This window comes from Streptomyces sp. NPDC000941, from assembly GCF_053599555.1.
Map to the genome: position 1 here is coordinate 1 of NZ_JBSFMM010000047.1, position 25,015 is coordinate 25,015.

Genomic DNA, 25,015 nt, shown 5'->3' on the forward strand with positions numbered 1-25,015 from the left:
CGCGCGCGGCAGGTGCTGCCGGCCGCCACCGTCGCGGGCCGACGGCCTGCGCCGCCGCCATGCCCCCGGCCGTCTCGCCGCGCGCCAACCGGGCGCCGGACCGCACCATCCGGGCCCCAAGCCGCCGGCCCTCCCGGGCCCCAAGCCGCCGGCCCTCCCGGGCCTGGGTCGCGGGCGCCCGCCGCGCCCCACCCGTTGCGGCTGCGGGCTGGAGACTCGGCGCCGGTTCCTGCGGGCGGGGGCCGCCGCGGCCGCGCGGCCGCGGCGTACAGGCCGGGCGCCGGGTACCGCCGGGGCGGCGGGCAGCGGCGAGTGCTGCGGAGACACGCGCCTTGCGATGCCTCCACGGCGCCTCGTAGCGCCTTGCGGGGGCCGTGGGGCCCCGAGGCCCCAGGGGCCAGAGCTCGGCCGGCCACGGTGCTCCCAGTCCCGCGCGGAGCCTTGCGGGGCCGCAATGACCCCGGGGCCCCCGAGGCCCCGAGGGCCCCGCGTGTCAGAGCTCGGCCGCGTAGGGCGGCTGGGCGCCCGGCCGGGAGCAGGTGACGGCGGCGGCCCGCGCCGCGAAGCCGAGCACATCCCGCCAGGCCGCCTCGTCCAGCTTCGCCACCGCGTCCACCGACAGCGCCTCATGCGCCGCCAGCCGGTGCAGCAGCGCGGCGTTCACCGTGTCGCCCGCCCCGATGGTGTCCACGACCTCGATCTGTACGCCTGGGACGGCGCAGCCGCCCCCGCCCCGGGTGAGGACGCTGATGCCGTCCCGCCCGTGCGTGAGGACCACGGCCGCCGGGCCCGCCGCCAGCCACTCGCGGGCGGCCGCCGCCGGGTCCTGGGCGCCGGCCAGCCAGGTCGCGTCCTCCATCGACAGCTTGAGCAGCCCGACATGCGGCAGCCAGCCGCGGAACCGCGCCCGGTAGGCGTCGGCGTCGGGGATCAGGCCGGTGCGGATGTTGGGGTCGAGCGCGGTGAAGACGCCCCGCGCCGCCTCGCGCCGCAGCAGCGCCTCGTACGCGCTCGCGCCCGGCTCGAGCACCAGCGAGCAGGTGCCGAAGGACAGCGCCGCGACCGAGTCGGGAAGGGCCGCGGGCAGCTCGAAGAGACGGTCCGCGCTGCCCTCGACGTAGAAGCCGTAGCCCGCCGATCCATCGGGGGCTATCGAGGCCACCGCGAGCGTGGTCGGCTCCGCGCCGCGCTGCACCAGCGCGGTATCCACACCGTCCTCGCGCAACCCGCCCATCAGTGCCTCGCCGAAGCCGTCGGTCGAGATCCGGGAGCAGAAGGCGGTCGGCGAGCCCAGCCGGCCCAGCGCCACCGCCGTGTTGTACGGGCCGCCGCCGCGCCGCGGCAGCAGCGCAGGCAGGGCCGGGTCCGCCGCGGGGCCGGCCGTGGCCGGGCGGTCGGGCACCAGGTCGATCAGGGCTTCTCCGGCGACGACAATCACGAGGCGGTTCCTCACGTTGTGGGTGGATGGGGATCCCGGGGCCGGCTGCTGCTCGCAGGCTGGCGGACGGCCCCGCCAGGCGCTTCTACGGCTCCGCGGCTTCCTTGCAGCCGCACGAGGTGCGGTGCACAAAGGCGCAGGGCAGCCGGACGGTCCGCGGCGGCCGGGAGGGGTCCGCCAGCCGGTCGAGCAGCAGCCTGACCGCGGTGGCGCCGATCTGGCGGCTGGGCTGCGAGATCGCGGTGAGCCGGGGCGAGAACACATCGGCCCAGGAGAAGTCGTCGAAGCAGACCAGCGCGATGTCGTCCGGCACGCCGAGGCCCGCCTCGCGCAGGGCGCGCAGCGCGCCGATGGTCATCGCGTTGTTGGCGGTGACCATCGCGGTGGGTGGCCGGGCGGCCGACAGCAGCCGGTGGGTGGCGTCCCGCGCGCCATCCGCCTCGGAGTCGCCGTCGGCCAGTAGCTCGGGGTCGAACGGCAGCCCCCGCAGCCGCAGCCCGGCCCGGTAGCCGGCCGTCCGCTCGGCGGTGGTGCTCAGCCCCGGCGCGCCCGCGACCAGGCCGATGCGGGTGTGGCCGAGGTCGGCGAGGTGGCGGACGAGCTCTTCGACGTGCTGGGCGTTCTCCGCGCTCACCTGGTCGTGGGCGTCCGTGACCAGCCGGTCGAGGAAGACGGCGGGGACCTGGTGGCGGGTCAGATAGTCGAGCATCGCGCGGGGTTCGGCGGAGGCGGCGACGATCACCCCGTCCACCCGCCGCTCATGGAGGAGCTGGACGGCCTTGCGCTCCTGTTCGGGGTCGTCGTGCGGATCGGCGATGAGCAGGCCGTAGCCGTGCTCCAGGGCGCCGGCCTCGACGCCTTGCAGGATCTCGGTGAAGTACGGATTGCTGATCGCCGAGACCGCCAGGCCGATCGAACGGGTGCGCGCGGTGACCAGGGAGCGGGCGAGCGTGTTGTGGGTGTAGCCCAGGGTGTCGATGGCGTCGAGCACGGCCTGCCGGGTGGCCGGGAGCACGGGACGGGTCTCGTTGAGCACATGCGACACCGTCGCCACGGACACGCCCGCGCGTCGGGCCACATCAGCCATCGTCGCCATCTGTGACTGTCCCCTCACTGTCCGCCAGTCGCCCAGGAGCGGGTCGAGGCAGGAACGTACCTCATTCCGGGCGTCGCGTAAACGCTTACGCAAACGTTTACGCGCACGCGCGACATCCGTGCGGCGCACCCGGCCCGACCGCTCCGGACTGTCACTCCCCGCCAGTAGGGTGGTGACCATGGCCGACCCGAGCAGCTACCGCCCCAAGCCGGGACAGATCCCCGAGTCGCCGGGGGTCTACAAGTTCCGAGACGAGCACGGCCGGGTGATCTACGTCGGAAAGGCGAAGAGCCTGCGCCCGCGGCTCTCCTCCTACTTCCAGGACCTGGCGAATCTCCATCCGCGCACCCGCACCATGGTCACCACCGCCGCCTCGGTGGAGTGGACCGTGGTGAGCACGGAGGTCGAGGCGCTGCAGCTCGAGTACTCCTGGATCAAGGAGTACGACCCCCGGTTCAACGTCAAGTACCGCGACGACAAGAGCTATCCGTCCCTCGCCGTCACGCTCAACGAGGAATTCCCCCGGGTCCAGGTCATGCGCGGCCCCAAGAAGAAGGGCGTGCGCTACTTCGGCCCGTACGGCCACGCCTGGGCCATCCGCGAGACCGTCGATCTGATGCTGCGGGTCTTCCCGGTGCGTACCTGCTCGGCCGGGGTGTTCAAGCGCTCGGCCCAGATCGGCCGCCCCTGTCTGCTCGGCTATATCGGCAAGTGTTCCGCCCCCTGTGTGGGCCGGGTGACCGCCGAGGAGCACCGGCGGCTGGCCGAGGAGTTCTGCGACTTCATGGCCGGGCGCACCGGCGCCTATCTGCGCCGCCTGGAGCAGCAGATGCAGGAGGCCGCCGAGGAGATGGAGTACGAGAAGGCGGCCCGGCTCCGCGACGACATCGGGGCGCTCAAGCGCGCCATGGAGAAGAACGCGGTCGTGCTCGCCGACGCCACCGACGCCGACTTGATAGCGATCGCCGAGGACGAGCTGGAGGCCGCCGTCCAGATCTTCCATGTGCGCGGCGGCCGGGTCCGCGGCCAGCGCGGCTGGGTCACCGACAAGGTGGAGGCCGTGGACACGGCCGGTCTTGTCGAGCATGCGCTGCAGCAGCTGTACGGGGAGGAGAAGGGCGACGCGGTCCCCAAGGAGGTCCTGGTCCCCGCCCTGCCCGAGCTCGCCGAGTCGGTCGCCCAGTGGCTGAGCGACCGCCGCGGCTCCCGGGTCGATCTGCGCATCCCGCAGCGCGGCGACAAGAAGGACCTGATGACGACCGTCGCGCGCAACGCGCAGCAGGCGCTGGCGCTGCACAAGACCAAGCGCGCCTCCGATCTGACCACGCGTTCGCGCGCCCTGGAGGAGGTCGCGGAGGCCCTGGAGCTGGACTCGGCCCCGCTGCGCATCGAGTGCTTCGACATTTCGCATCTGCAGGGGGAGGACGTGGTGGCATCCATGGTGGTCTTCGAGGACGGTCTGGCGCGCAAGAGCGAGTACCGCCGCTTCCAGATCAAGAGCTTCGCGGGCCAGGACGACGTCCGCGCGATGCACGAGGTCGTCGGCCGCCGGTTCCGCCGCTATCTGCAGGAGAAGACGGACACCGGCGAGTGGGGCCCGGCGCCCGACGGCGAGACGGCCCCGAACGGGGACCTTGGGGAAGCCCGGAACGGGCACCCCGAGGAGGCCCGGGACGGGCACTCCGAGGCGCCCGCCGGGCCCATCGACGAGAGCGGTAAGCCGAAGCGATTCGCCTACCCGCCGCAGCTCGTCGTCGTGGACGGCGGCCGGCCGCAGGTCGCCGCCGCCAAGCGGGCGCTGGACGAGCTCGGGATCGACGATGTGGCGGTCTGCGGCCTCGCCAAGCGGCTGGAGGAGGTCTGGCTGCCCGATGACGAGGACCCGGTGGTGCTGCCCCGCAGCAGCGAGGGGCTGTATCTGCTGCAGCGCGTGCGCGACGAGGCGCACCGTTTCGCCATCACCTACCAGCGCGGCAAGCGGGCCAAGTCGATGAAGGCCGGCCCGCTGGACACCGTGCCCGGGCTCGGTGAGAGCCGTCGGCAGGCGCTCCTGAAGCACTTCGGCTCGCTCAAGCGGCTGCGCGCCGCGACGGTCGAGCAGATATGCGAGGTGCCGGGGGTGGGCCGTAAGACGGCCGAGACGGTCGCGGCCGCCCTCGCCACGGCGGCCCCGGCCGCCCCGGCGGTGAACACCGCCACAGGAGAGATCATTGAGGATGAGGCCACAAGCGTGGCGTCATCAGTGACGCGGGGGACGGACAGATGAACGAACATGAGAACCATGGAGACGGAGCGCAGGTGAATACGGGCACCCCCGGAGACGCCGCCGCCGAGGCTACGGCCATCCCCGAGCTGGTGATCATCTCCGGTATGTCGGGGGCGGGCCGCAGCACCGCCGCCAAGTGTCTGGAGGACCTCGGCTGGTTCGTGGTGGACAACCTGCCGCCCGCGCTGATCCCCACCATGGTGGACCTCGGCGCCCGCTCCCAGGGCAATGTGGCCCGTATCGCGGTGGTCGTGGACGTCCGCGGCCGTCGCTTCTTCGACAATCTGCGCGAGTCCCTGGCGGACCTGGCCGCCAAGAGCGTCAAGCGCCGCGTTCTGTTCCTGGAGGCGTCCGACGAGGCCCTGGTGCGCCGCTTCGAGTCGGTGCGCCGCCCGCATCCGCTCCAGGGCGACGGCCGGATCGTGGACGGCATCGCGGCCGAGCGGGACCTGCTGCGCGAGCTGCGCGGCGACGCCGATCTGGTGATCGACACCTCCAGCCTCAATGTGCACGAGCTGCGCGCCAAGATGGACGCCCAGTTCGCCGGCGAGGAGGAGCCGGAGCTGCGCGCCACGGTCATGTCCTTCGGCTACAAGTACGGGCTGCCGGTCGACGCCGACCTGGTGGTGGACTGCCGCTTCCTGCCGAATCCGCACTGGGTCCCGGAGCTGCGCCCCTTCACCGGGCTCAACGAGGAGGTCGCCGGCTATGTGTTCAACCAGCCCGGCGCCAAGGAGTTCCTGGACCGCTACGCCGAACTGCTGCAGCTGATCGCCGCCGGCTACCGCCGCGAGGGCAAGCGCTATGTGACCATCGCCGTCGGCTGTACGGGCGGTAAGCACCGCAGCGTCGCGATGTCCGAGCGGCTGGCCGCCCGGCTCGCCGCCGAGGGAGTCGAGACCGTCATCGTCCACCGTGACATGGGGCGCGAGTGACGATCAGGACCAGACGGCTGCGGCGGCTGGTCGGATCCCGTACCAGCAGAGGAGCGCAGCCCAAGGTGGTCGCGCTCGGTGGCGGGATGGGGCTGTCCGCCTCGCTCGCCGCCCTGCGCCGGATCACCGGCGATCTGACCGCCGTCGTCACCGTCGCCGACGACGGGGGCTCCAGCGGACGGCTGCGCGATGAGCTCGGTGTGCTGCCGCCCGGCGATCTGCGCAAGGCGCTGGCCGCGCTGTGCGGCGACGACGACTGGGGCCAGACCTGGGCCCGGGTCATCCAGCACCGCTTCGCCAGCGAGGGCGAACTGCACGGCCACGCGGTCGGCAATCTCCTGATCGTCGCCCTCTGGGAGCAGCTGGGCGACCATGTCAAGGCCCTGGACCTGGTCGGCAAGCTGCTGGGCGCGCACGGCCGGGTGCTGCCCATGTCGGCGGTCCCGCTGGAGCTCCAGGCGTTCGTCCGCGGCCATGACCCGGACCACCCGGACGAGATCACCACGGTGCGCGGGCAGGCCACCGTCGCGCTCACCCCCGGCGAGGTGCAGTCGGTCCATCTGGTGCCGGGCGGTCCGCCGGCCGTCCCCGAGGCCGTCGAGGCGGTCCTGGACGCCGACTGGGTGGTGCTGGGCCCCGGCTCCTGGTTCTCCTCCGTGATTCCGCATCTACTGGTCCCCGAGCTGCTGGAAGCGCTCACCGACACCAAGGCCCGACGGGTCCTGTCACTGAACCTGGCCCCCCAGCCCGGTGAAACCGACGGCTTCTCCCCGCAGCGTCATTTGGAGGTTTTGGCCCGACACGCCCCTAAACTCGCCTTCGACGTGGTGCTGGCCGACCAGGCCGCCGTCCCCGACCAGAGCAGTCTGTGCGACGCCGCGAAGCGGCTGGGCGGCACGGTCGAGCTGGCGCCGGTGGCCAGGCCCGACGGCTCCCCGAAACACGACCCGGAGCTTCTGGCGGCCGCGTACGACCGTATTTTTCGGATGCATGGAAGGATCGGCCCATGGCGATGACGGCAGCGGTGAAGGACGAAATCTCCCGGCTCCCCGTCACCCGCACCTGCTGCCGGAAAGCGGAGGTCTCGGCGATCCTGCGGTTCGCGGGCGGGCTGCACCTGGTCAGCGGGCGCATCGTGATCGAGGCGGAGCTGGATACGGGCATCGCGGCCCGAAGAGTGCGCAAAGACATCCTGGAGATCTTCGGGCACTCCTCCGATCTGGTGGTGATGGCGCCCGGCGGGCTGCGCCGCGGCAGCCGCTATGTGGTGCGGGTGGTGGCGGGCGGTGACCAGCTGGCCCGGCAGACCGGGCTGGTCGACGGCCGCGGCCGGCCGATCCGCGGGCTGCCGCCGCAGGTCGTCTCGGGTGCGACCTGTGACGCCGAGGCCGCCTGGCGCGGGGCCTTCCTCGCCCATGGCTCGCTCACCGAGCCCGGCCGCTCCTCCTCGCTCGAGGTGACCTGCCCCGGCCCCGAGGCCGCGCTCGCGCTGGTCGGCGCGGCGCGCCGGCTGCAGATCGCCGCCAAGGCGCGGGAGGTGCGCAGTGTTGACCGCGTTGTCGTCCGTGACGGTGATGCCATCGGCGCGCTGTTGACGCGGCTCGGCGCCCATGAGTCGGTGCTCGCGTGGGAGGAGCGCCGGATGCGCCGCGAGGTCCGCGCCACCGCCAACAGGCTCGCCAACTTCGACGACGCCAATCTGCGCCGCTCGGCCCGGGCCGCCGTCGCCGCCGGGGCCCGGGTGCAGCGCGCGCTGGAGATCCTGGGCGAGGAGGTGCCCGAGCACCTGGCCGCGGCCGGCCGGCTGCGCATGGAGCACAAGCAGGCGTCCCTGGAGGAGTTGGGCGCGCTCGCCGACCCGCCGCTGACCAAGGACGCCGTCGCGGGCCGTATCCGCCGCCTGCTGGCCATGGCGGACAAGCGCGCCCAGGACCTCGGGATCCCCGGTACGGAGTCGAGCCTGACCGAGGAGATGGCCGAGGGCATGGTCGGCTGACCGCACGACTGACCTCTCCCGCCCCCGGCTTCCACGGCGAAGCCGGGGGTTTTTCGCTGCCCTTTTCGTGTCGTATGACGGTCTTGCGATGGCATTGACATGATCATGGGGTGTGACAAGTCTTAGGCGCCTGCGCACCGATGGGACAAGACCGATGCGACAAGGGGGGCTCATGACAAGACACAAGGCCGGATCGATCATCGCGGTGGCCTCGCTGCTGCTGGGAGGGGTGGCGGCGACCTCCACGGCACAGGCCAGGCCGCGGCCTCAAGCCGCCGACGAGGGGCTGTCGGTATGGACCGCCCAGGTGACCCGGGCTCAGGTGCCGCTGCTGCTCAAGGCCGGAGCCGACGGGCATGAGCTGGGCGAGCGGCTGCCGCGGAAGGGGACCGGGCAGGCCGAGCTCTACCTCACCGGCAAGCAGGCGGAGGCGCTGCGCGGGCAGGGCGTCCGACTCACCCGCAAGGAGATCTCCCGGAAGGCCGTGAACCGGGTCAAGGCCGCGGGCGACGGCGTCTTCCGCCCGTACAGCGGCGAGGGCGGCCTCAAGCAGGAGATCGTCGAGACCGGCCAGGCGCACCCCGGGCTGACCAAGGTCGTCAGCATCGGCAAGACCGTGCGCGGCAACGACATCCTCGCCCTCAAGCTCAGCAAGGGCGCCGACCGTACCCCCGACGGCACCAAGCCCTCGGTGCTCTATATGTCGAATCAGCACGCCCGTGAGTGGATCACCCCGGAGATGACCCGCCGGCTGATGCACTACTACCTCGACAACTACGGCAAGGACGACCGCGTCACCAAGATCGTGGACCGTACGGAGCTGTGGTTCGTCCTCTCCGCCAACCCGGACGGCTACGACTTCACCCACCAGAGCCCCGAGAACCGGCAGTGGCGCAAGAATCTGCGCGACAACGACGGCGACGGCAAGATCACCACGGGCGACGGCGTCGACCTCAACCGCAACTTCCGCTACAAGTGGGGCTACGACAACGAGGGTTCGTCCCCCGACCCGGCCGAGGAGGTCTACCGCGGCCCGAGCCCCGGCTCCGAGCCGGAGACCAAGGCGCTGGACGCCTTCGAGAAGCGCATCGGCTTCGAGTACGGCATCAACTACCACTCGGCCGCCGAACTGCTGCTCTACGGCGTCGGCTGGCAGGTCGCGACCCCCACCCCCGACGACATCCTCTACAAGTCCCTCGCCGGCACCCCGGAGAAGTCCGCGATCCCCGGCTACCACCCGCAGGTCTCCTCCGAGCTCTACACCACCAACGGCGAGGCCGACGGCCACGCGGCCAACGTCAACGGGATGATGATGTTCACCCCGGAGATGTCGACCTGTCAGACGGCCTCCGCCGTCGACCCCGACGACGCCTGGCTGCCCGGCGACTGCGAGTCCATCTTCACCTTCCCGGACGACAAAAAGCTCATCCAGGAAGAGTTCGCCAAGAACATCCCGTTCGCGCTCGCCGTCGCCGAGACCGCCGAACACCCCGACCGGCCCAACTCCCCGGTCGGCATCGACGCCCCCGACTTCACCCCGGACGCCTTCACCACCTCCTACGCCCGCGGCGCCGGCCAGGAGGTCTCGGTGACCGCCCGCAAGAGCGTGCGCGGCAAGAAGCTCAACTACCGCGTCGACGGCGGCCGCACCCGTACCGCCCCGCTGGGGCCCTGGAAGGGCGGCGAGACCTACGGCGGCGAGGACAACATCCGCTTCGACCAGTACCGCGCCACGGTCAAGGGCGCGGACGCCGGCGACACGGTGGAGGTCTGGTTCACCGGCCGCACCGCCAAGGGCGAGCCGACCGCGAGCAAACCCTTCACCTACCGCGTCGCCGAGCGGCCGCGCGCCGACACCCTGGTGATCGCCGACGAGGGCGGCACCACCGCGGCCCGGCACACCGCCGCGTACACCAAGGCGCTCGCCGACAACGGCCGCAAGTCCGCCGTATGGGACGTCGCCACCCAGGGCGCGCCGCACGCCCTGGGGGTGTTGAGCCACTTCAAGACCGTGTACTGGTACACCGGCGCCCAGCGGCCCGGCGGCGCGACCCTGCTCGCGGTGCGCGACTTCCTCAACGAGGGCGGCAAGCTCATCACCAGCGGAGAGCGGGCGGGCGGCAGCTCCGTGGTCGGCCCGGCCGACACCGACGACTTCAGCCAGTACTACCTGGGCGCCGACCGCCGTCTGTCGCTGACGTCCCCGCCGAGCTTCCGGGGCGCCGGTGCCCTCGCGGGCACGGACGCCACCCTTGCCGACGCCGCGGACAACCCCCTGGACGCTGCGGGCGGGTACACCGTCACCTCCGACGCGCTGCCGCCGGAGCAGTTCCCGCAGTTCCGCAGCGCGGCCGCGGGCGACTACCCGGGCGCGCGCAGCCCGTTCCAGCCGTACGACGGCGAGTGGATGGCGGCGGCGCTGCACCGGGACCGCTCCTGGATGCGGCTGTCCCGCACCGTCGATCTGACCGGGGACGCCGCGGCCGACAAGCCGAGTCTGCGGTTCCGGCTCAGCTATGACACCGAACCCGGATACGACTATGCGATCGTCGAGGCGCACACCGTGGGCCAGGACGACTGGACCACCCTGCCCGACGCCAATGGCGCCACCTCCACCACCGCCCCGGACGACTGCTATCTGACGCTGCACCCGTTCCTGGCGCACTATCTGACCCGTGGTGCGAACGCTTGTGAGGCGGGCGGGACCACGGGCAAGTGGAACGCCTTCAACGGCTCCTCGGAGGGCTGGCGGCCCGTCTCCGTGGACCTGAGCGGCTACGCGGGCAAAAAGGTCGAGCTGTCCATCTCGTATGTGACCGACTCCGGTACGGGCGGGCTCGGCGTCCTGGCCGACAGCACCGCGCTCGTCGTCGGCGGCGCCGAGCGGGACCAGGAGGGCTTCGAGACGGCGCTCGGCCCCTGGGCGGTGCCCGGCGCGCCGGCCGGCAGCCCGGCGAACTCCGCCGACTGGACCCGGTCGCGGGAGCTGTTCCACACCTCGGCCGCGGTCACCACCCGGGACACCGTGCTCCTCGGCTTCGGCCTGGAACACATCCCCGGCGCCGCCGAGCGGACGCGGCTCGTGGGGGCCGCGCTGCGTGCGCTGCGGCGTTGACCATTCGTGACAGAAAGTGACTGATGGGTAAACCGAGGCCGTCGGTCCGTACCACTTTTCAGTGGTCGCGGGCCGACGGTGCCAATGTCACGTACGTCCCGTGATAGCGGTAGGGTCGGATGCGGTCGGGGACATCCAATAACGCTCGCCGGCGTCCATACCGGCACACCAACGAGGAGATCGGTTCGTGACGATCCGCGTAGGCATCAACGGCTTCGGCCGCATCGGACGCAACTACTTCCGCGCGCTCCTGGACCAGGGTGCGGACATCGAGATCGTCGGTGTCAACGACCTGACCGACAACGCCACTCTGGTCCACCTGCTCAAGTACGACACCATCCTGGGTCGGCTGAAGCAGGCGGTCAGCCACACCGACGACACCATCACCGTCGGCAACCAGACGTTCAAGACGTTCGCCGAGCGGGACCCGGCCAAGCTGCCCTGGGCGGAGCTCGGCGCCGACATCGTCATCGAGTCGACGGGCATCTTCACCAAGCGCGACGACGCCGCGAAGCACCTGGCCGCCGGTGCCAAGAAGGTCCTGATCTCCGCGCCCGCCAAGGGCGAGGACATCACCATCGTCATGGGCGTCAACCAGGAAAAGTACGACGCCGCCAACCACCACGTCATCTCCAACGCGTCCTGCACCACCAACTGTGTCGCGCCGATGGCCAAGGTCCTCGACGAGGCCTTCGGCATCACCAAGGGTCTGATGACCACGGTGCACGCGTACACCAACGACCAGCGCATCCTGGACTTCCCGCACAAGGACCTGCGCCGCGCGCGGGCCGCCGCGGAGAACATCATCCCGACCTCGACCGGTGCGGCGAAGGCCACCGCCCTGGTGCTCCCGCAGCTCAAGGGCAAGCTGGACGGCATCGCCATGCGGGTCCCGGTGCCCACCGGCTCGGTCACCGACCTGGTCGTCGAGCTGGACCGCGAGGTCACCAGGGACGAGGTCAACACCGCCTTCCAGAAGGCCGCCGAGGGCCAGCTCAAGGGCATCCTCGAGTACACCGAGGACGAGATCGTCTCCTCGGACATCGTCAACTGGCCGGCCTCCTGCACCTTCGACTCCTCGCTGACCATGGCCCAGGGCAAGCAGGTCAAGGTCATCGGCTGGTACGACAACGAGTGGGGCTACTCCAACCGCCTCGTCGACCTGACCGTCTTCGTCGGCAACCAGCTCTGACCGCTGTCGAGATGAGCCAGGACAGGGCCCGGTACGACGCTGTCGTACGGGCCCTGTCCCATGAACTAGGAGTCCTCTGTGAAGACGATTGACGATCTTCAGGTCGCCGGGAAGCGGGTCTTCGTCCGCGCCGATCTGAACGTTCCGCTCGACGGCGAGACGATCACCGACGACGGCCGTATCCGCGCCGCCGTGCCGACCATCGCCAAGCTCACCGAGTCGGGCGCCAAGGTGATCGTCGCCTCCCACCTGGGCCGGCCCAAGGGCGCGCCCGAGCCCCGCTTCTCGCTCGCCCCGGTCGCCCGGCGGCTCGGCGAACTCCTCGGCAAGCAGGTCGCGTTCGCGACCGACACGGTCGGGGACAGCGCCCGCGAGGCGGTGGCCGGGCTCGGCGAGGGCGATGTGGTGCTGCTGGAGAACCTGCGCTTCAACGCCGGTGAGACCAGCAAGGACGACGCCGAGCGCGGCGCCTTCGCCGATCAGCTCGCCGGCCTCGCGGACCTGTACGTGGGCGACGGCTTCGGCGCGGTGCACCGCAAGCACGCCTCCGTGTACGACCTCCCGGCGCGGCTGCCGCATGCCGCGGGCGATCTGATCGCCGCCGAGCTGAACGTCCTTAAGCAGCTCACCGAGGACGTGAAGCGCCCGTACGCGGTGGTCCTCGGTGGCGCCAAGGTGTCCGACAAGCTCGGCGTCATCGACCACCTCCTGGAGCGGGCCGACCGCATCCTCATCGGCGGCGGCATGGCGTACACCTTCCTCAAGGCCCAGGGCCACGAGATCGGCACCTCGCTGCTCCAGGACGACCAGATCGAGGCCGTCCAGGAGTATCTGGCGCGCGCCAAGGAGCGCGGCGTGGAGTTCGTGCTCCCCGTCGACGTCCTGGTGGGCCCCGAGTTCCCGGACCTGAAGACGAAGGCCCCGGCCCACCCCCAGGCCGTCCCCGCCGCGGAGATGCCGGCCGGCCAGATGGGTCTCGACATCGGCCCGGAGACCTGCGAGCTGTACGCCTCGAAGCTGGCCGACGCCGCCACCGTCTTCTGGAACGGCCCGATGGGCGTCTTCGAGCACCCCGACTTCGCCGAGGGCACCAAGGCCGTCGCCCAGGCGCTGGTCGAGAGCCCGGCCTTCACCGTGGTGGGCGGCGGGGACTCCGCCGCCGCCGTACGGATCCTGGGCTTCGACGAGAATGCTTTCGGCCACATCTCGACCGGCGGCGGAGCGAGCCTCGAATACCTCGAGGGCAAGACGCTCCCCGGCCTTGCCGCACTGGAGGACTGAACACCGTGAGTGACCGCACCCCGCTGATCGCGGGCAACTGGAAGATGAACCTCAACCACCTCGAGGCCATCGCCCACGTCCAGAAGATCACTTTTTCGCTCACCGACAAGGACTACGAGGCCGTCGAGGTCGCGGTCCTGCCGCCGTTCACGGACCTCCGGACGCTGCAGACCCTGGTCGAGGGCGACAAGCTCAAGCTCAAGTACGGCGCCCAGGACATCTCGGCGCACGACTCCGGCGCGTACACCGGGGAGATCTCCGGCGCGATGCTCGCCAAGCTGCGGTGCTCCTATGTGGCGGTCGGCCACTCCGAGCGGCGCCAGTACCACGGCGAGACCGACGAGCTGTGCAACGCCAAAGTCAAGGCCGCCTTCAAGAACGACGTCACCCCCATCCTGTGCGTCGGCGAGGGCCTGGAGGTGCGCAAGGCGGGCAACCAGGTCGCGCACACGCTCGCGCAGCTCGACGGGGGCCTGAAGGACGTCCCGGCCGAGCAGGCCGAGCGGATCGTGATCGCGTACGAGCCGGTCTGGGCCATCGGCACCGGTGAGGTGGCCACCCCCGAGGACGCCCAGGAGGTCTGCGGGGCCATCCGGGGCCGCCTGGCCGAGCTCTACAGCCAGGAGCTGGCCGACAAGGTCCGGATCCAGTACGGCGGCTCGGTGAAGTCCGGAAACGTCGCCGCGATCATGGCGCAGCCGGACGTGGACGGCGCGCTGGTCGGCGGTGCCTGCCTGGACGCGGACGACTTCGTCAAGATCGTCCGGTTCCGCGACCAGTGACAGATCAGTGAGCAGACCGGTGAGTAGGCCGGTGAGTAGGCCGTAGCAGGCCACTCGTCGTACCCTGGCGGGGGTCGAGGTGGTGCGGAAGGCACTGCCCGGCCCCCGCTCCTTACCGTTCTTTACCGTCCCGTCCAAGCCCGAGAGAGTTGGTTCCAGCCGTGGTCATGGGGTTCTCGATCGCCCTCATCATCTTCAGCGTCCTGCTGATGATGCTGGTGCTCATGCACAAGGGGAAGGGCGGAGGTCTGTCCGACATGTTCGGTGGCGGTATGCAGTCCTCCGTGGGCGGCTCCTCGGTCGCCGAGCGCAACCTGGACCGGATCACCGTCGTCATCGGCCTGCTGTGGTTCGTCTGCATCGTGGTGCTCGGCCTGCTGATCAAGCTCGATTGAGCCGATAGCTGACGCACCGTCGCGAGCGCGGCTTATCATGGGCTTGCGTCCTCGGGGGTACCTCCCGGCCGAGGGCCGGGGGAGGGTGTAACTCCTCTCATTGGACGCGCGTTGGGCCTTACGTAGACTGGGGCGCCCGGCAGCGGAGCTGCCTACCAATGCTTCGCGGCACCATCACGCAGGGAGTTACGACCGTGGCAAGTGGCAACGCGATCCGTGGAAGTCGGGTCGGAGCGGGGCCGATGGGAGAAGCGGAGCGAGGCGAATCGGCGCCTCGCCTGCGCATTTCCTTCTGGTGCTCGAACGCGCACGAGACCGTGCCGAGCTTCGCCAGCGACGCGCAGATCCCGGACACTTGGGACTGCCCCCGCTGCGGCTTCCCGGCCGGCAAGGACCGGGACAACCCGCCGGACCCGCCGCGCACCGAGCCGTACAAGACGCATCTGGCGTATGTGCGGGAGCGGCGGAGCGACGCCGACGGCGAGGCGATCCTCGCCGAGGCTCTCGCCAAGCTCCGCGGCGAGATCTGAGCGGCAGGCGGGACGACGCACAGTACGACGGCCCGGCCGGGCACCTCTGACGGGGGTGCGCGGCCGGGCCGTTGTCAGTGGTGGGGGCTACGGTCGTGACGTGGGGTGCCGTGCGGGGCGGTGCCGTGGTTGGGGAGGGGCGTCATGGCCGCGGTGGAGGCCGGTGAGCGGGGCGCGAAGCGGGGTGTACCGCTCGCGTGGCGGGGTGGTTTCGGGCGGCTGTGGGGGGCCGCGGTGGTGTCCCGGTTCGGGGACGCGCTGCGCGGGGCGGCGCTTCCGCTGCTGGCCGTCTCGCTGACCGACTCCCCGGTGCTGGTCTCGCTGGTGACCGCGTGCGGCTTTCTGCCGTGGCTGCTGTTCGGGCTGCTAGGCGGGGCCATCGCCGACCGGGTGGACCAGCGGCGGGCGATGTGGGCGGTGGATGTGGCGCGCGGCGTGCTGATGGCCGCCTTCGCCGTCGCCGTATGGCTGGGGCATGCCACGATCGGCCTGCTGCTCGCCCTCGCCTTCGCGCTCACCACCCTGCAGACCCTCTTCGACAACGCCGCAACGGCCCTGCTGCCGTCCGTGGTGGCGCCGGAGACCCTGAGCCGGGCCAACGCACGCCTGATGACCGGGCAGGAGGTCATGGGCCGGTTCGTGGGCGCGCCGCTGGTGCCGGTGGCCCTGGGCCTTGGCGCCGCCGTGCCGTACGCGGCCGACGCGGCCACCTATCTCGCCGCCGCCGCGCTGGTCGCGTCGTTGGGTGGGCGGGCGCAGGCGCCGCAGCGGGAGCTCCGGGCGCCGGGGCGCACGATACGGAAGGACATGGCCGAGGGCATCGGGGTGCTGTGGCGGGACCGGCTGCTGCGGGCGCTGTGTGTGTCCACCACGCTGTGCAATGTGGGCATCGGCGCCCTCATCGCCACGCTGGTGCTGCATGTCACCGGATGGCTGGGCGCCGGGGACGCGGGCTATGCAGCCGTCATCACGGTCTACGGGATCGGCAGTGTGATCGGCGGGCTGATGGCCGCGCGGGTGGCGGAGCGGCTGGGCCGCGCCCCCACGATCATGGTGTGCGGCCTCGTCCAGATCGCCGCCCTCCTCGCTCTGGGCACCATCCGCGAGCTGCCGGCCGCCGCTGCCGCCTTCGGCGTCTTCGGCTTCGCCGGGATCATCTGGAACGTCACGGAGGTGACGATGATGCAGCAGCGCAGCCCGGCCGAGATGCTGGGCCGGGTCAGCGCCGCCTTCCGTACGCTGTCGACCGCCGGCGCCCCGCTCGGCGCCCTGCTCGGCGGGGTCATAGCCGGGGCATGGGGGCTGAACGCACCGGCGCTGGCGGCCGCCGCGCTCTTCGCCGGCGGACTGGTGGCCCTCGTCCCCGGTATGCGCTCCCCGATCAACTAGGTTGGGGGCCACGGGGGCCAGGCACCGATGAGAAGTGGGCTGATTCCGAGATGAACGCAGATGGCCGCGGCAGGCTCGACCAGCTGCCGGAGTGGAACGCACTGGCCGCACACCGCCGGGAGCTGGGTGACGCACAGCTGCGCGAGCTGTTCGCCCAGGATCCCGAGCGCGCGGAGCGGTTCACCGTGTCGGTCGGCGACCTTCACCTGGATTACTCCAAGCATCTGGTGACCGACGAGACCCTGCGCCTGCTGCGGGAGCTGGCCCAGGCGACCGGGGTGACAGAGCTGCGGGACGCCATGTTCCGGGGCGAGAAGATCAACACCACCGAGGACCGCTCGGTGCTCCATATCGCCCTGCGCGCGCCCCACTCCGCGGTCATCGAGGCCGACGGCAAGGACGTCATCCCCGAAGTGCACGCGGTGCTCACCAAGATGGGCCCGTTCGTCGACCGGATCCACTCGGGGGAGTGGACCGGCCACACCGGCAAGCGCATCAAGAACATCGTCAACATCGGCATCGGCGGCTCCGACCTGGGCCCGGCGATGGCCTTCGAGGCGCTGCGCGCCTACACCCACCGCGAGTTGGAGTTCCGCTTCGTCTCCAATGTCGACGGGGCGGATCTGCATGAGGCGCTGCGCGGGCTCGACCCGGCCGAGACGCTGTTCATCGTCGCCTCCAAGACCTTCACCACCATCGAGACCATCACCAACGCCACCTCCGCCCGCCGCTGGCTGCTGAGGGGTCTCGAGGCGGGCCAGGAGGCGGTCGCCAAGCACTTCGTGGCGCTTTCCACCAACGCGGTGAAAGTCGCCGAGTTCGGTATCAACACCGACAACATGTTCGAGTTCTGGGACTGGGTCGGCGGGCGCTACTCCTTCGACTCGGCCATCGGCCTGTCCCTGATGATCGCCATCGGCCAGGAGCACTTCCGCGAGATGCTGGCCGGCTTCCACCTCGTCGACGAGCACTTCCGCTGCGCCCCGCCTGAGGAGAACGCGCCGCTGCTGCTCGGGCTGCTGGGCGTCTGGTACGGGCAGTTCTTCGACGCGCAGGCGCATGCCGTGCTGCCGTACTCGCACTATCTGTCGAAGTTCACCGCGTATCTGCAGCAGCTGGACATGGAGTCCAACGGCAAGTCGGTGGACCGCGAGGGAAATCCGGTCGACTGGCAGACCGGCCCGGTGGTCTGGGGCACCCCCGGCACCAACGGTCAGCACGCCTACTACCAGCTGCTCCACCAGGGCACCAAGATGATCCCGGCCGATCTGATCGGCTTCGCCAACCCGGTGGCCGACCTGTCTCCGAAGCTCGCCGGCCACCATGACCTGCTGATGGCCAATCTCTTCGCCCAGGGCCAGGCGCTGGCGTTCGGCAAGACGGCGGAGGAGGTGGCCGCCGAGGGGGTGGCGCCGGAGCTGGTGCCGCACAAGACCTTCCCCGGCAACCGCCCCACCACCACGATCCTGGCCGCCGAGCTGACCCCCTCGGTGCTCGGCCAGCTGATCGCACTCTACGAGCACAAGGTGTTCGTCCAGGGCGCCGTCTGGAACATCGACTCGTTCGACCAGTGGGGGGTCGAGCTCGGCAAGGTCCTCGCCAAGCGCGTCGAGCCCGCCCTCACCGAGGGCGCCGAGGTGCCGGGGCTCGACGCCTCCACGGCGCGGCTGGTCGCCACGTACCGCTCGCTGCGCGGGCGCTGAGGCCCCATAAGACGCCGTACGGGCCGACCGGGTTTCCGCCCAGTCGGCCCGTACGGCTGTGTCTCGCGCCCCGTCAGGGCGACGCCGGGGGATACAGCTCGCGCGGCAGCCCCGCCGCGGCGGCCCGGTCCAGCAGCCACAGCGTGCGGCGGCGGCCGTACGCGCCCGCGGCCGGGGCCTGGATCTCCCCGGCCCCCGACAGCGCGATCGTCACCGCCTTGGCCTTGTCCTCGCCCGCCGCCAGCAGCCAGACCTCCTGCGCCGCGCGGATCGCGGGCAGGGTCAGGGAGACCCGGGTGGGCGGCGGCTTGGGCGCACCGCGCACCGCCACCACCGTCCGCTCGGCCTCCCGTACGCCGGGCAGCTCCGGGAAGAGCGAGGCCACATGGGTGTCCGGGCCGACGCCCAGCAGCAGCACATCGAAGGACGGCACCGCGCCGTGGTTCTCCGGCCGCGCGGCCCGGTCCAGCTCCTCGGCGTACGCCTCCGCGGCGGCCTCCACCTCGCTGCCCCACGGGCCGTCGGAGGCCGGCATCGGGTGCACCCGGGCCGGGTCCAGACCCACCGAGTCCAGCAGTGCCTCCCGCGCCTGGGTGACATTGCGGTCCGGGTGGCCCTCCGGCAGGAACCGCTCGTCGCCCCACCACAGATCGAGCCGCGACCAGTCCACGGCGTCCCGGGCGGGCGCCTCGGCGAGCGCGGCCAGCAGGCCGTTGCCGTTGCGCCCGCCGGTCAGCACGACCGAGGCCGAGCCGCGGGCGGACTGGGCGTCCACGATCTTGGTGATCAGCCGGGCCGCCGCGGCCTGCGCCATCAGTTCCTTGTCGCGATGGACCACGACCTGGGGAGCAGTCACGACGCCACACTGTCGGTTGCGCTGCCCGCGCCGCCCGTCCCCGCGTCACCGGCGCCGCCGGCCGTACGCGCCGGGGCCCCGGCCGCCTTGTGCGCAGGCTCCGGACGGGCCCCGCCACCGGCCTTACCGCTGCTCCCACTCGCAGCAGCGCCGCCCGCGGAAGCACCGCCCGTGGTACCGGCACCGGCCCGCGCCGCGGGCTGTCCGGCCGCGCCGCTGATGCCCTTGCCGAGCCTGCTCACCCCGAACTTCACCGCCGAGGCGTACATCTCGTCCGGGTCCAGACGCCGCAGCTCCTCCGCGATCAGCTCCGACTTGTCCCGCCGCTGCAGCGCGACATGCCGGTCCGGCTGCCCTGGCATCGCCAGTTCGGCCAGCGATCCGTTCGCCCGGTCCAGGCAGATCGTGCCGTCGGCCGTCTCCAGCCGCACCGCGGTCAGCCCCGGGCCGTCCGTGACCTGCCGCTGCACCGGGACCCGCAGCCGCTCGGCCAGCCACAGGGCCAGCAGTTCACCGCTGGGGTTGTACGCCTCGCCCTCGACCACCGCGGAGGTGATCGCCGAGTGCTTCTGGTCGAGCGCCGCGGCCAGCACACTGCGCCACGGCGTGATGCGGGTCCAGGCCAGGTCGGTGTCGCCCGGGGTGTACGTCCTGGCCCGCAGCGCGAGCGTGGCCACCGGGTCCTCGGTGGCCTGGGCGTCGGTGATCCGGCGGGCGGCCAGCCGGCCCAGCAGGTCCTCGCTGGGGTGCTCCGGCGCGTCGTCCGGCCACCACAGCACCACCGGGGCGTCCGGCAGCAGCAGCGGCAGCACCACCGACTGGGCGTGGCCCGCGAGCTCGCCGTGCAGCCGCAGCAGCACCGTCTCGCCGGTGCCGCTCTCGCCGGCGATCCGCACCTCCGCGTCCAGCCGGGCCGTCTTGCGGTCGCGCGGCGAGCGCCCCGGCCGCTTGATGACGACCAGGATGCGCGAGGGGTGCTCCTTGGACGCCTCGCTCGCGGCCTTCAGCGCGTCGTAGTGATTGCCCTCGTCGGTGACGATGACGAGGGTGAGCACCATGCCCACGGCCGGTATCCCCGCCGCCCTCCGCGCCTGCACCAGAGCAGCGTTGACCTGGCTGGACGTGGTGTCGGTGAGATCGATGTTCATGGCCGACGCCAGCTCCGTCCGTCTCGTGCGAGCATCTCGTCCGCAGCCTTCGGCCCCCAGGTGCCCGCCGTGTACTGCTCGGGCTTGCCGTGCCCGTCCCAGTAGGCCTCGACGGGGTCGAGGATCCGCCAGGACTCCTCCACCTCCTGGTGACGGGGGAAGAGGTTGGCGTCGCCGAGCAGAACGTCGAGCAGCAGCCGCTCGTAGGCCTCGGGGCTGGACTCGGTGAAGGACTCGCCGTAGGCGAAGTCCATCGTCACGTCCCGGATCTCCATGGAGGTGCCGGGCACCTTGGAGCCGAACCTGATGGTGATGCCCTCATCCGGCTGCACCCGGATGACCAGGGCGTTCTCCCCGAGCTCCTGGGTGTCGGTGGTGTCGAAGGGGGAGTGCGGGGCGCGCTGGAAGACCACCGCGATCTCGGTGACCCGCCGCCCGAGCCGCTTGCCCGCGCGCAGGTAGAAGGGGACGCCCGCCCAGCGGCGGTTGTCGATCTCCAGCTTGATCGCGGCGTAGGTGTCGGTCTTGGAGTTGGGGTCGATGCCGTCCTCCTCCAGATAGCCCAGCACCTCTTCGCCGCCCTGCCAGCCGTGGGCGTACTGACCGCGCACGGTGTGCTTGCCCAGCTCCCTCGGCAGCTTGACGGCCTTGAGCGCCTTGAGCTTCTCGGTGACCAGCGCGGTGGCGTCGAAGGAGGAGGGCTCCTCCATGGCGGTCAGCGCGAGGAGCTGCAGCAGGTGGTTCTGGATGACGTCGCGCGCGGCGCCGATGCCGTCGTAGTAGCCGGCCCGGCCGCCGATGCCGATGTCCTCGGCCATGGTGATCTGTACGTGGTCGACGTACGACCGGTTCCACAGCGGCTCGAACATGGTGTTGGCGAAGCGCAGCGCCAGGATGTTCTGGACCGTCTCCTTGCCCAGGTAGTGGTCGATCCGGAAGACATCGCTCGGCCGGAAGACTTCGTGGACGACCTGGTTGAGCTCCTGGGCGCTGGTCAGGTCGTGACCGAAGGGCTTCTCGATGACGGCGCGCCGCCAGGAGTCGCCGGGCCCGGAGGACAGGCCGTGCTTCTTGAGCTGCTGGACGACGGAGGGGAAGAACTTCGGCGGGACCGACAGATAGAAGGCGAAGTTGCCGCCCGTGCCGCGCGCCTTGTCCAGCTCGTCGACCGTCTCCCGCAGCTTCTCGAACGCCTCGTCGTCGGAGAACTCGCCGGGCACGAAGCGGAAACCCTCGGCGAGCTGCTGCCAGACCTCCTCACGGAAGGGGGTCCTGGCGTGTTCCTTGACCGCCTCGTGCACGACCTGGGCGAAGTCCTCGTTCTCCCAGTCGCGGCGGGCGAAGCCGACGAGCGAGAAGCCCGGCGGCAGCAGGCCGCGATTGGCCAGGTCGTAGACGGCCGGCATCAGCTTCTTGCGGGACAAGTCGCCCGTGACGCCGAAGATGACCAGGCCGGACGGCCCCGCGATGCGCGGAAGCCGCCGGTCCCGGGGGTCACGCAGCGGATTGGCTCCGCTCGTGGAAAGTGACAAGGTCTCTCACGCCTCCGAAGGAGCGAGGCGGCCCAGCTCCGCCTCAGTGGACTTCAGCAGGTCGTTCCAGGACGTCTCGAACTTCTCGACGCCTTCGTCCTCGAGGAGCTGTACAACGTCATCGTACGAGATTCCGACGCCCGCGAGCGCTTCGAGATCGGCCTTGGCCTGCTCGTATGTACCGCGCACCGTGTCACCGGTGATCCCGCCGTGGTCGGCGACGGCCTCCAGCGTGGCCTCCGGCATGGTGTTCACCGTGCCCGGGGCGACCAGGTCGTCCACGTAGAGCGTGTCCTTGTAGGCCGGGTCCTTGACGCCGGTGGAGGCCCACAGCGGGCGCTGCTTGTTGGCGTTGGCCCGGTCCAGGGCGGCCCAGCGCGCAGGCGCCGGCGTCGACTTGTCGTGCGAGCCGAACACCTCCTCGTACGCCTGGTAGGCGAGGCGGGCGTTGGCCAGGGCGGCCTTGCCGCGCAGCGCCTTGGCCTCGTCGGTGCCCAGCTTGTCGAGGCGCTTGTCGATCTCGGTGTCCACGCGGGACACGAAGAAGGACGCCACGGAGTGGATCTTCTGCAGGTCGAGCCCCGCGGCCTTGGCCTTCTCCAGACCGGCCAGGAAGGCGTCCATGACCTCGCGGTAGCGCTCCAGCGAGAAGATCAGCGTGACGTTGACGCTGATGCCGAGCCCGATCACCTCGGTGATCGCGGGCAGGCCCGCCCTGGTGGCCGGGATCTTGATGAAGGTGTTGGGCCGGTCCACCAGCCAGGCCAGCTGCTTGGCCTCGGCGATGGTGGCCGCCGTGTTGTGCGCCAGGCGCGGGTCCACCTCGATGGAGACCCGGCCGTCCTGGCCGCCGGTCGCGTCGTAGACCGGGCGCAGGATGTCGGCGGCGTCCCGGACGTCCGCCGTGGTGATCATGCGTACGGCCTCGTCGACGGTGACCTTGCGGGTGGCGAGATCGGCCACCTGCTGCTGGTAGCCGTCGGCGCCGGCGATCGCCTTCTGGAAGATCGACGGGTTGGTGGTCACGCCCACCACATGGCTCTCGTCGATCAGCTCGGCGAGGTTGCCGGACGTGATGCGCTTGCGCGAAAGGTCGTCGAGCCAGACCGCGACGCCTGCGTCGGCCAGCCGCTTGAGTGCGTCTGTCATCGGGATTGCATCTCCTACTCGTCGCTACAAGGTCGTATACGGCGTCAGCGCCCGGCGGTCTCAAGCGACTCGCGGGCGGCGGCGGCGACAGCGTCCGCGGTCAGGCCGAACTCCCGGTAGAGCACCTTGTAGTCGGCGGAGGCGCCGAAGTGCTCGAGGGAGACGATGCGGCCGGCTTCGCCCACAAAGCGGTGCCAGGTCAGGCCGATGCCCGCCTCGACCGCCACCCGGGCCTTCACCGACGGCGGCAGCACGCTGTCCCGGTACGCCTGGTCCTGCTCCTCGAACCACTCGACCGAGGGCATCGAGACCACGCGGGTCGGGATCCCGGCGGTCTGCAGCCGCTCGCGCGCCTCGACGGCGAGCTGCACCTCGGACCCGGTGCCGATGAGGATCACCTGCGGGGTGCCGCCCTCAGCCTCGGCGAGCACATAGCCGCCCTTGGCCGCGTCCTCGTTGGGCTCGTACGTCGGCACGTTCTGCCGGGTCAGCGCGAGGCCGTGCGGGGCCGGCTGGTCGCTGTGGCGGCGGGTGATCTCACGCCAGGCGATGGCGGTCTCGTTGGCGTCGGCCGGGCGGACGACGTTCAGGCCCGGGATGGCGCGCAGCACGGACAGGTGCTCGACCGGCTGGTGGGTCGGGCCGTCCTCGCCCAGGCCGATGGAGTCGTGCGTCCACACATAGGTGACGGGGAGCTTCATCAGCGCGGCGAGCCGGACGGCGGGGCGCATGTAGTCGGAGAAGACCAGGAAGGTGCCGCCGTAGATACGGGTGTTGCCGTGCAGCGCCACACCGTTCATGGTCGAGCCCATGGCGTGCTCGCGGATGCCGAAGTGCACCGTGCGGCCGTACGGGTCGGCCTCGGGAAGCGGGTTGTCCTTGGGGAGGAAGGACGAGGACGCGTCGATGGTGGTGAGGTTCGAGCCCGCGAGGTCGGCGGAGCCGCCCCACAGCTCGGGGAGCACCCCGCCGAGCGCCTTGAGGACCTGGCCGGAGGCCTTGCGGGTGGCCACGTCCTTGCCCGGCTCGAAGACCGGGATCGCCTTGTCCCAGCCCGCGGGCAGCTCACCGGCGGAGATCCGGTCGAACTCGGCGGCGCGCTCGGGGTTGTTGTTCCGCCAGTCCTGGAGCTTCTTGTCCCAGGCGGCGCGGGCCTCGCGGCCGCGGTCGGCCAGCGAGCGGGTGTGGGCGATGACCGACTCTTCGACCTCGAAGCTCTTCTCGGGGTCGAAGCCCATGACGCGCTTGGTCGCCGCGACCTCGTCGGCGCCGAGCGCCGAGCCGTGGGCGGCCTCGGTGTTCTGCGCGTTCGGCGCGGGCCAGGCGATGATCGTACGGGCGGCGATGATCGAGGGGCGCTCGGTCTCGGCCTGCGCCGCCTTGAGCGCCGCGTACAGCGTGTGGACGTCGAAGTCGCCGTTCTCCGCCTGCTCGATGCGCTGGACGTGCCAGCCGTACGCCTCGTAGCGCTTCAGCACATCCTCGGAGAAGGCGGTCGCGGTGTCGCCCTCGATCGAGATGTGGTTGTCGTCGTACAACGCGATCAGATTGCCGAGCTTCTGGTGGCCGGCCAGCGAGGAGGCCTCCGCGGAGATGCCCTCCTCCAGGTCGCCGTCGGAGACGATCGCCCAGATGGTGTGGTCGAAGGGGGAGGTGCCCTCGGGCGCCTCCGGGTCGAACAGACCGCGCTCGTAACGGGCGGCCATCGCCATGCCGACCGCGTTGGCGACGCCCTGGCCCAGCGGGCCGGTGGTGGTCTCGACGCCGACCGTGTGACCGTGCTCCGGGTGGCCCGGGGTCAGCGAGCCCCAGGTGCGGAACGACTTCAGGTCCTCCAGCTCCAGGCCGAACCCGCCCAGGTACAGCTGGACGTAGAGGGTCAGCGAGGTGTGGCCGGGGGAGAGCACGAACCGGTCGCGGCCCACCCATCCGGCGTCGGAGGGGTCATGCCGCATCAGCTTCTGGAAGAACAGATACGCGGCGGGGGCCAGGCTCATCGCGGTGCCGGGGTGGCCGTTGCCGACCTTCTGTACGGCATCCGCGGCCAGGACACGCGCCGTGTCCACGGCACGCTGGTCCACATCGGTCCACTCGAGGTCTGTGGTAGTCGGCTTCGTGCTCACCCTGAGTCAGGGCTCCTCTCCACAATGTCTATATCCCGGCGACGATGCGCACACCGGCGGTGTCGAGCCTACCCCTGGAAGAACGCTCA

At 71.1% G+C, this 25,015-nt stretch carries 19 protein-coding genes; 12 read left to right on the plus strand and 7 right to left on the minus strand.

The features are described 5' to 3' along the window. Window positions 1–493 precede the first annotated feature (493 nt). Together ACWDSL_RS17455 and ACWDSL_RS17460 are read right to left on the minus strand one after the other, a co-directional pair. The gene (locus ACWDSL_RS17455; RefSeq protein WP_450486216.1) at window positions 494–1,438 is read right to left on the minus strand and encodes a carbohydrate kinase family protein; all 945 of its coding nucleotides are present in this window, start codon (window positions 1,436–1,438) and stop codon (window positions 494–496) included. A gap of 85 nt (window positions 1,439–1,523) precedes the next feature. Further along, entirely contained in the window at window positions 1,524–2,534 is a 1,011-nt protein-coding gene (locus tag ACWDSL_RS17460) for a LacI family DNA-binding transcriptional regulator (RefSeq protein WP_450486218.1), read from the minus strand. A 178-nt stretch (window positions 2,535–2,712) separates the two neighbouring features. Here ACWDSL_RS17460 and uvrC point away from each other — a divergent pair, with 178 nt between their 5' ends. From uvrC to pgi, 12 genes are all read left to right on the plus strand, one after another. Further along, on the plus strand, window positions 2,713–4,800 hold the full coding sequence (gene uvrC, locus ACWDSL_RS17465) for an excinuclease ABC subunit UvrC (protein WP_450486220.1): 2,088 nt from the start codon (window positions 2,713–2,715) through the stop codon (window positions 4,798–4,800). Further along, entirely contained in the window at window positions 4,797–5,735 is a 939-nt protein-coding gene (gene rapZ / locus ACWDSL_RS17470; RefSeq protein ID WP_450486222.1) for an RNase adapter RapZ, read from the plus strand. The genes uvrC and rapZ overlap by 4 nt, the downstream gene beginning before the upstream one ends. Beyond that, complete coding sequence (locus ACWDSL_RS17475) at window positions 5,732–6,751, plus strand: gluconeogenesis factor YvcK family protein (RefSeq protein ID WP_450486224.1); 1,020 nt, start codon at window positions 5,732–5,734, stop codon at window positions 6,749–6,751. Before rapZ ends, ACWDSL_RS17475 begins: the two co-directional genes overlap by 4 nt. Beyond that, window positions 6,742–7,731 (plus strand): DNA-binding protein WhiA, encoded by a 990-nt coding sequence (gene whiA / locus ACWDSL_RS17480; RefSeq protein WP_089511332.1) that lies wholly within the window; start codon window positions 6,742–6,744, stop codon window positions 7,729–7,731. Before ACWDSL_RS17475 ends, whiA begins: the two co-directional genes overlap by 10 nt. A gap of 172 nt (window positions 7,732–7,903) precedes the next feature. Then, window positions 7,904–10,846: a M14 family zinc carboxypeptidase gene (locus ACWDSL_RS17485; protein WP_450486226.1), complete on the plus strand. Its 2,943-nt coding sequence runs from the start codon at window positions 7,904–7,906 to the stop codon at window positions 10,844–10,846. Window positions 10,847–11,033: 187 nt separating this feature from the next. Beyond that, window positions 11,034–12,038 (plus strand): type I glyceraldehyde-3-phosphate dehydrogenase, encoded by a 1,005-nt coding sequence (gene gap, locus ACWDSL_RS17490; RefSeq protein WP_450486228.1) that lies wholly within the window; start codon window positions 11,034–11,036, stop codon window positions 12,036–12,038. Window positions 12,039–12,116: 78 nt separating this feature from the next. After that, on the plus strand, window positions 12,117–13,319 hold the full coding sequence (locus ACWDSL_RS17495) for a phosphoglycerate kinase (RefSeq protein WP_450486230.1): 1,203 nt from the start codon (window positions 12,117–12,119) through the stop codon (window positions 13,317–13,319). 5 nt (window positions 13,320–13,324) lie between these two features. Next, window positions 13,325–14,101 (plus strand): triose-phosphate isomerase, encoded by a 777-nt coding sequence (gene tpiA / locus ACWDSL_RS17500; protein ID WP_450486232.1) that lies wholly within the window; start codon window positions 13,325–13,327, stop codon window positions 14,099–14,101. A 167-nt stretch (window positions 14,102–14,268) separates the two neighbouring features. Next, on the plus strand, window positions 14,269–14,496 hold the full coding sequence (gene secG / locus ACWDSL_RS17505; RefSeq protein ID WP_014180602.1) for a preprotein translocase subunit SecG: 228 nt from the start codon (window positions 14,269–14,271) through the stop codon (window positions 14,494–14,496). 194 nt (window positions 14,497–14,690) lie between these two features. Continuing rightward, entirely contained in the window at window positions 14,691–15,026 is a 336-nt protein-coding gene (locus ACWDSL_RS17510; protein ID WP_450486235.1) for an RNA polymerase-binding protein RbpA, read from the plus strand. A 144-nt stretch (window positions 15,027–15,170) separates the two neighbouring features. Continuing rightward, on the plus strand, window positions 15,171–16,415 hold the full coding sequence (locus ACWDSL_RS17515) for an MFS transporter (RefSeq protein WP_450486237.1): 1,245 nt from the start codon (window positions 15,171–15,173) through the stop codon (window positions 16,413–16,415). Between the two features lie 50 nt (window positions 16,416–16,465). Continuing rightward, window positions 16,466–18,118, plus strand: a complete 1,653-nt coding sequence (pgi, locus tag ACWDSL_RS17520; RefSeq protein ID WP_450486239.1) for a glucose-6-phosphate isomerase — start codon at window positions 16,466–16,468, stop codon at window positions 18,116–18,118. A 73-nt stretch (window positions 18,119–18,191) separates the two neighbouring features. Here pgi and pgl read toward each other — a convergent pair whose 3' ends face one another. The 5 genes from pgl to tkt are packed head-to-tail and all read right to left on the minus strand — an operon-like array spanning window position 18,192 to window position 24,926. Beyond that, complete coding sequence (pgl, locus tag ACWDSL_RS17525) at window positions 18,192–18,974, minus strand: 6-phosphogluconolactonase (protein WP_450486241.1); 783 nt, start codon at window positions 18,972–18,974, stop codon at window positions 18,192–18,194. Continuing rightward, on the minus strand, window positions 18,971–20,122 hold the full coding sequence (gene opcA, locus ACWDSL_RS17530; protein ID WP_450486243.1) for a glucose-6-phosphate dehydrogenase assembly protein OpcA: 1,152 nt from the start codon (window positions 20,120–20,122) through the stop codon (window positions 18,971–18,973). The genes pgl and opcA overlap by 4 nt, the downstream gene beginning before the upstream one ends. Next, entirely contained in the window at window positions 20,119–21,654 is a 1,536-nt protein-coding gene (gene zwf / locus ACWDSL_RS17535; protein WP_450486245.1) for a glucose-6-phosphate dehydrogenase, read from the minus strand. Before zwf ends, opcA begins: the two co-directional genes overlap by 4 nt. A gap of 6 nt (window positions 21,655–21,660) precedes the next feature. After that, window positions 21,661–22,803 (minus strand): transaldolase, encoded by a 1,143-nt coding sequence (tal, locus tag ACWDSL_RS17540; protein WP_450486247.1) that lies wholly within the window; start codon window positions 22,801–22,803, stop codon window positions 21,661–21,663. Window positions 22,804–22,847: 44 nt separating this feature from the next. After that, the gene (gene tkt / locus ACWDSL_RS17545; protein WP_450486249.1) at window positions 22,848–24,926 is read right to left on the minus strand and encodes a transketolase; all 2,079 of its coding nucleotides are present in this window, start codon (window positions 24,924–24,926) and stop codon (window positions 22,848–22,850) included. Between the last annotated feature and the right edge of the window lie 89 nt (window positions 24,927–25,015).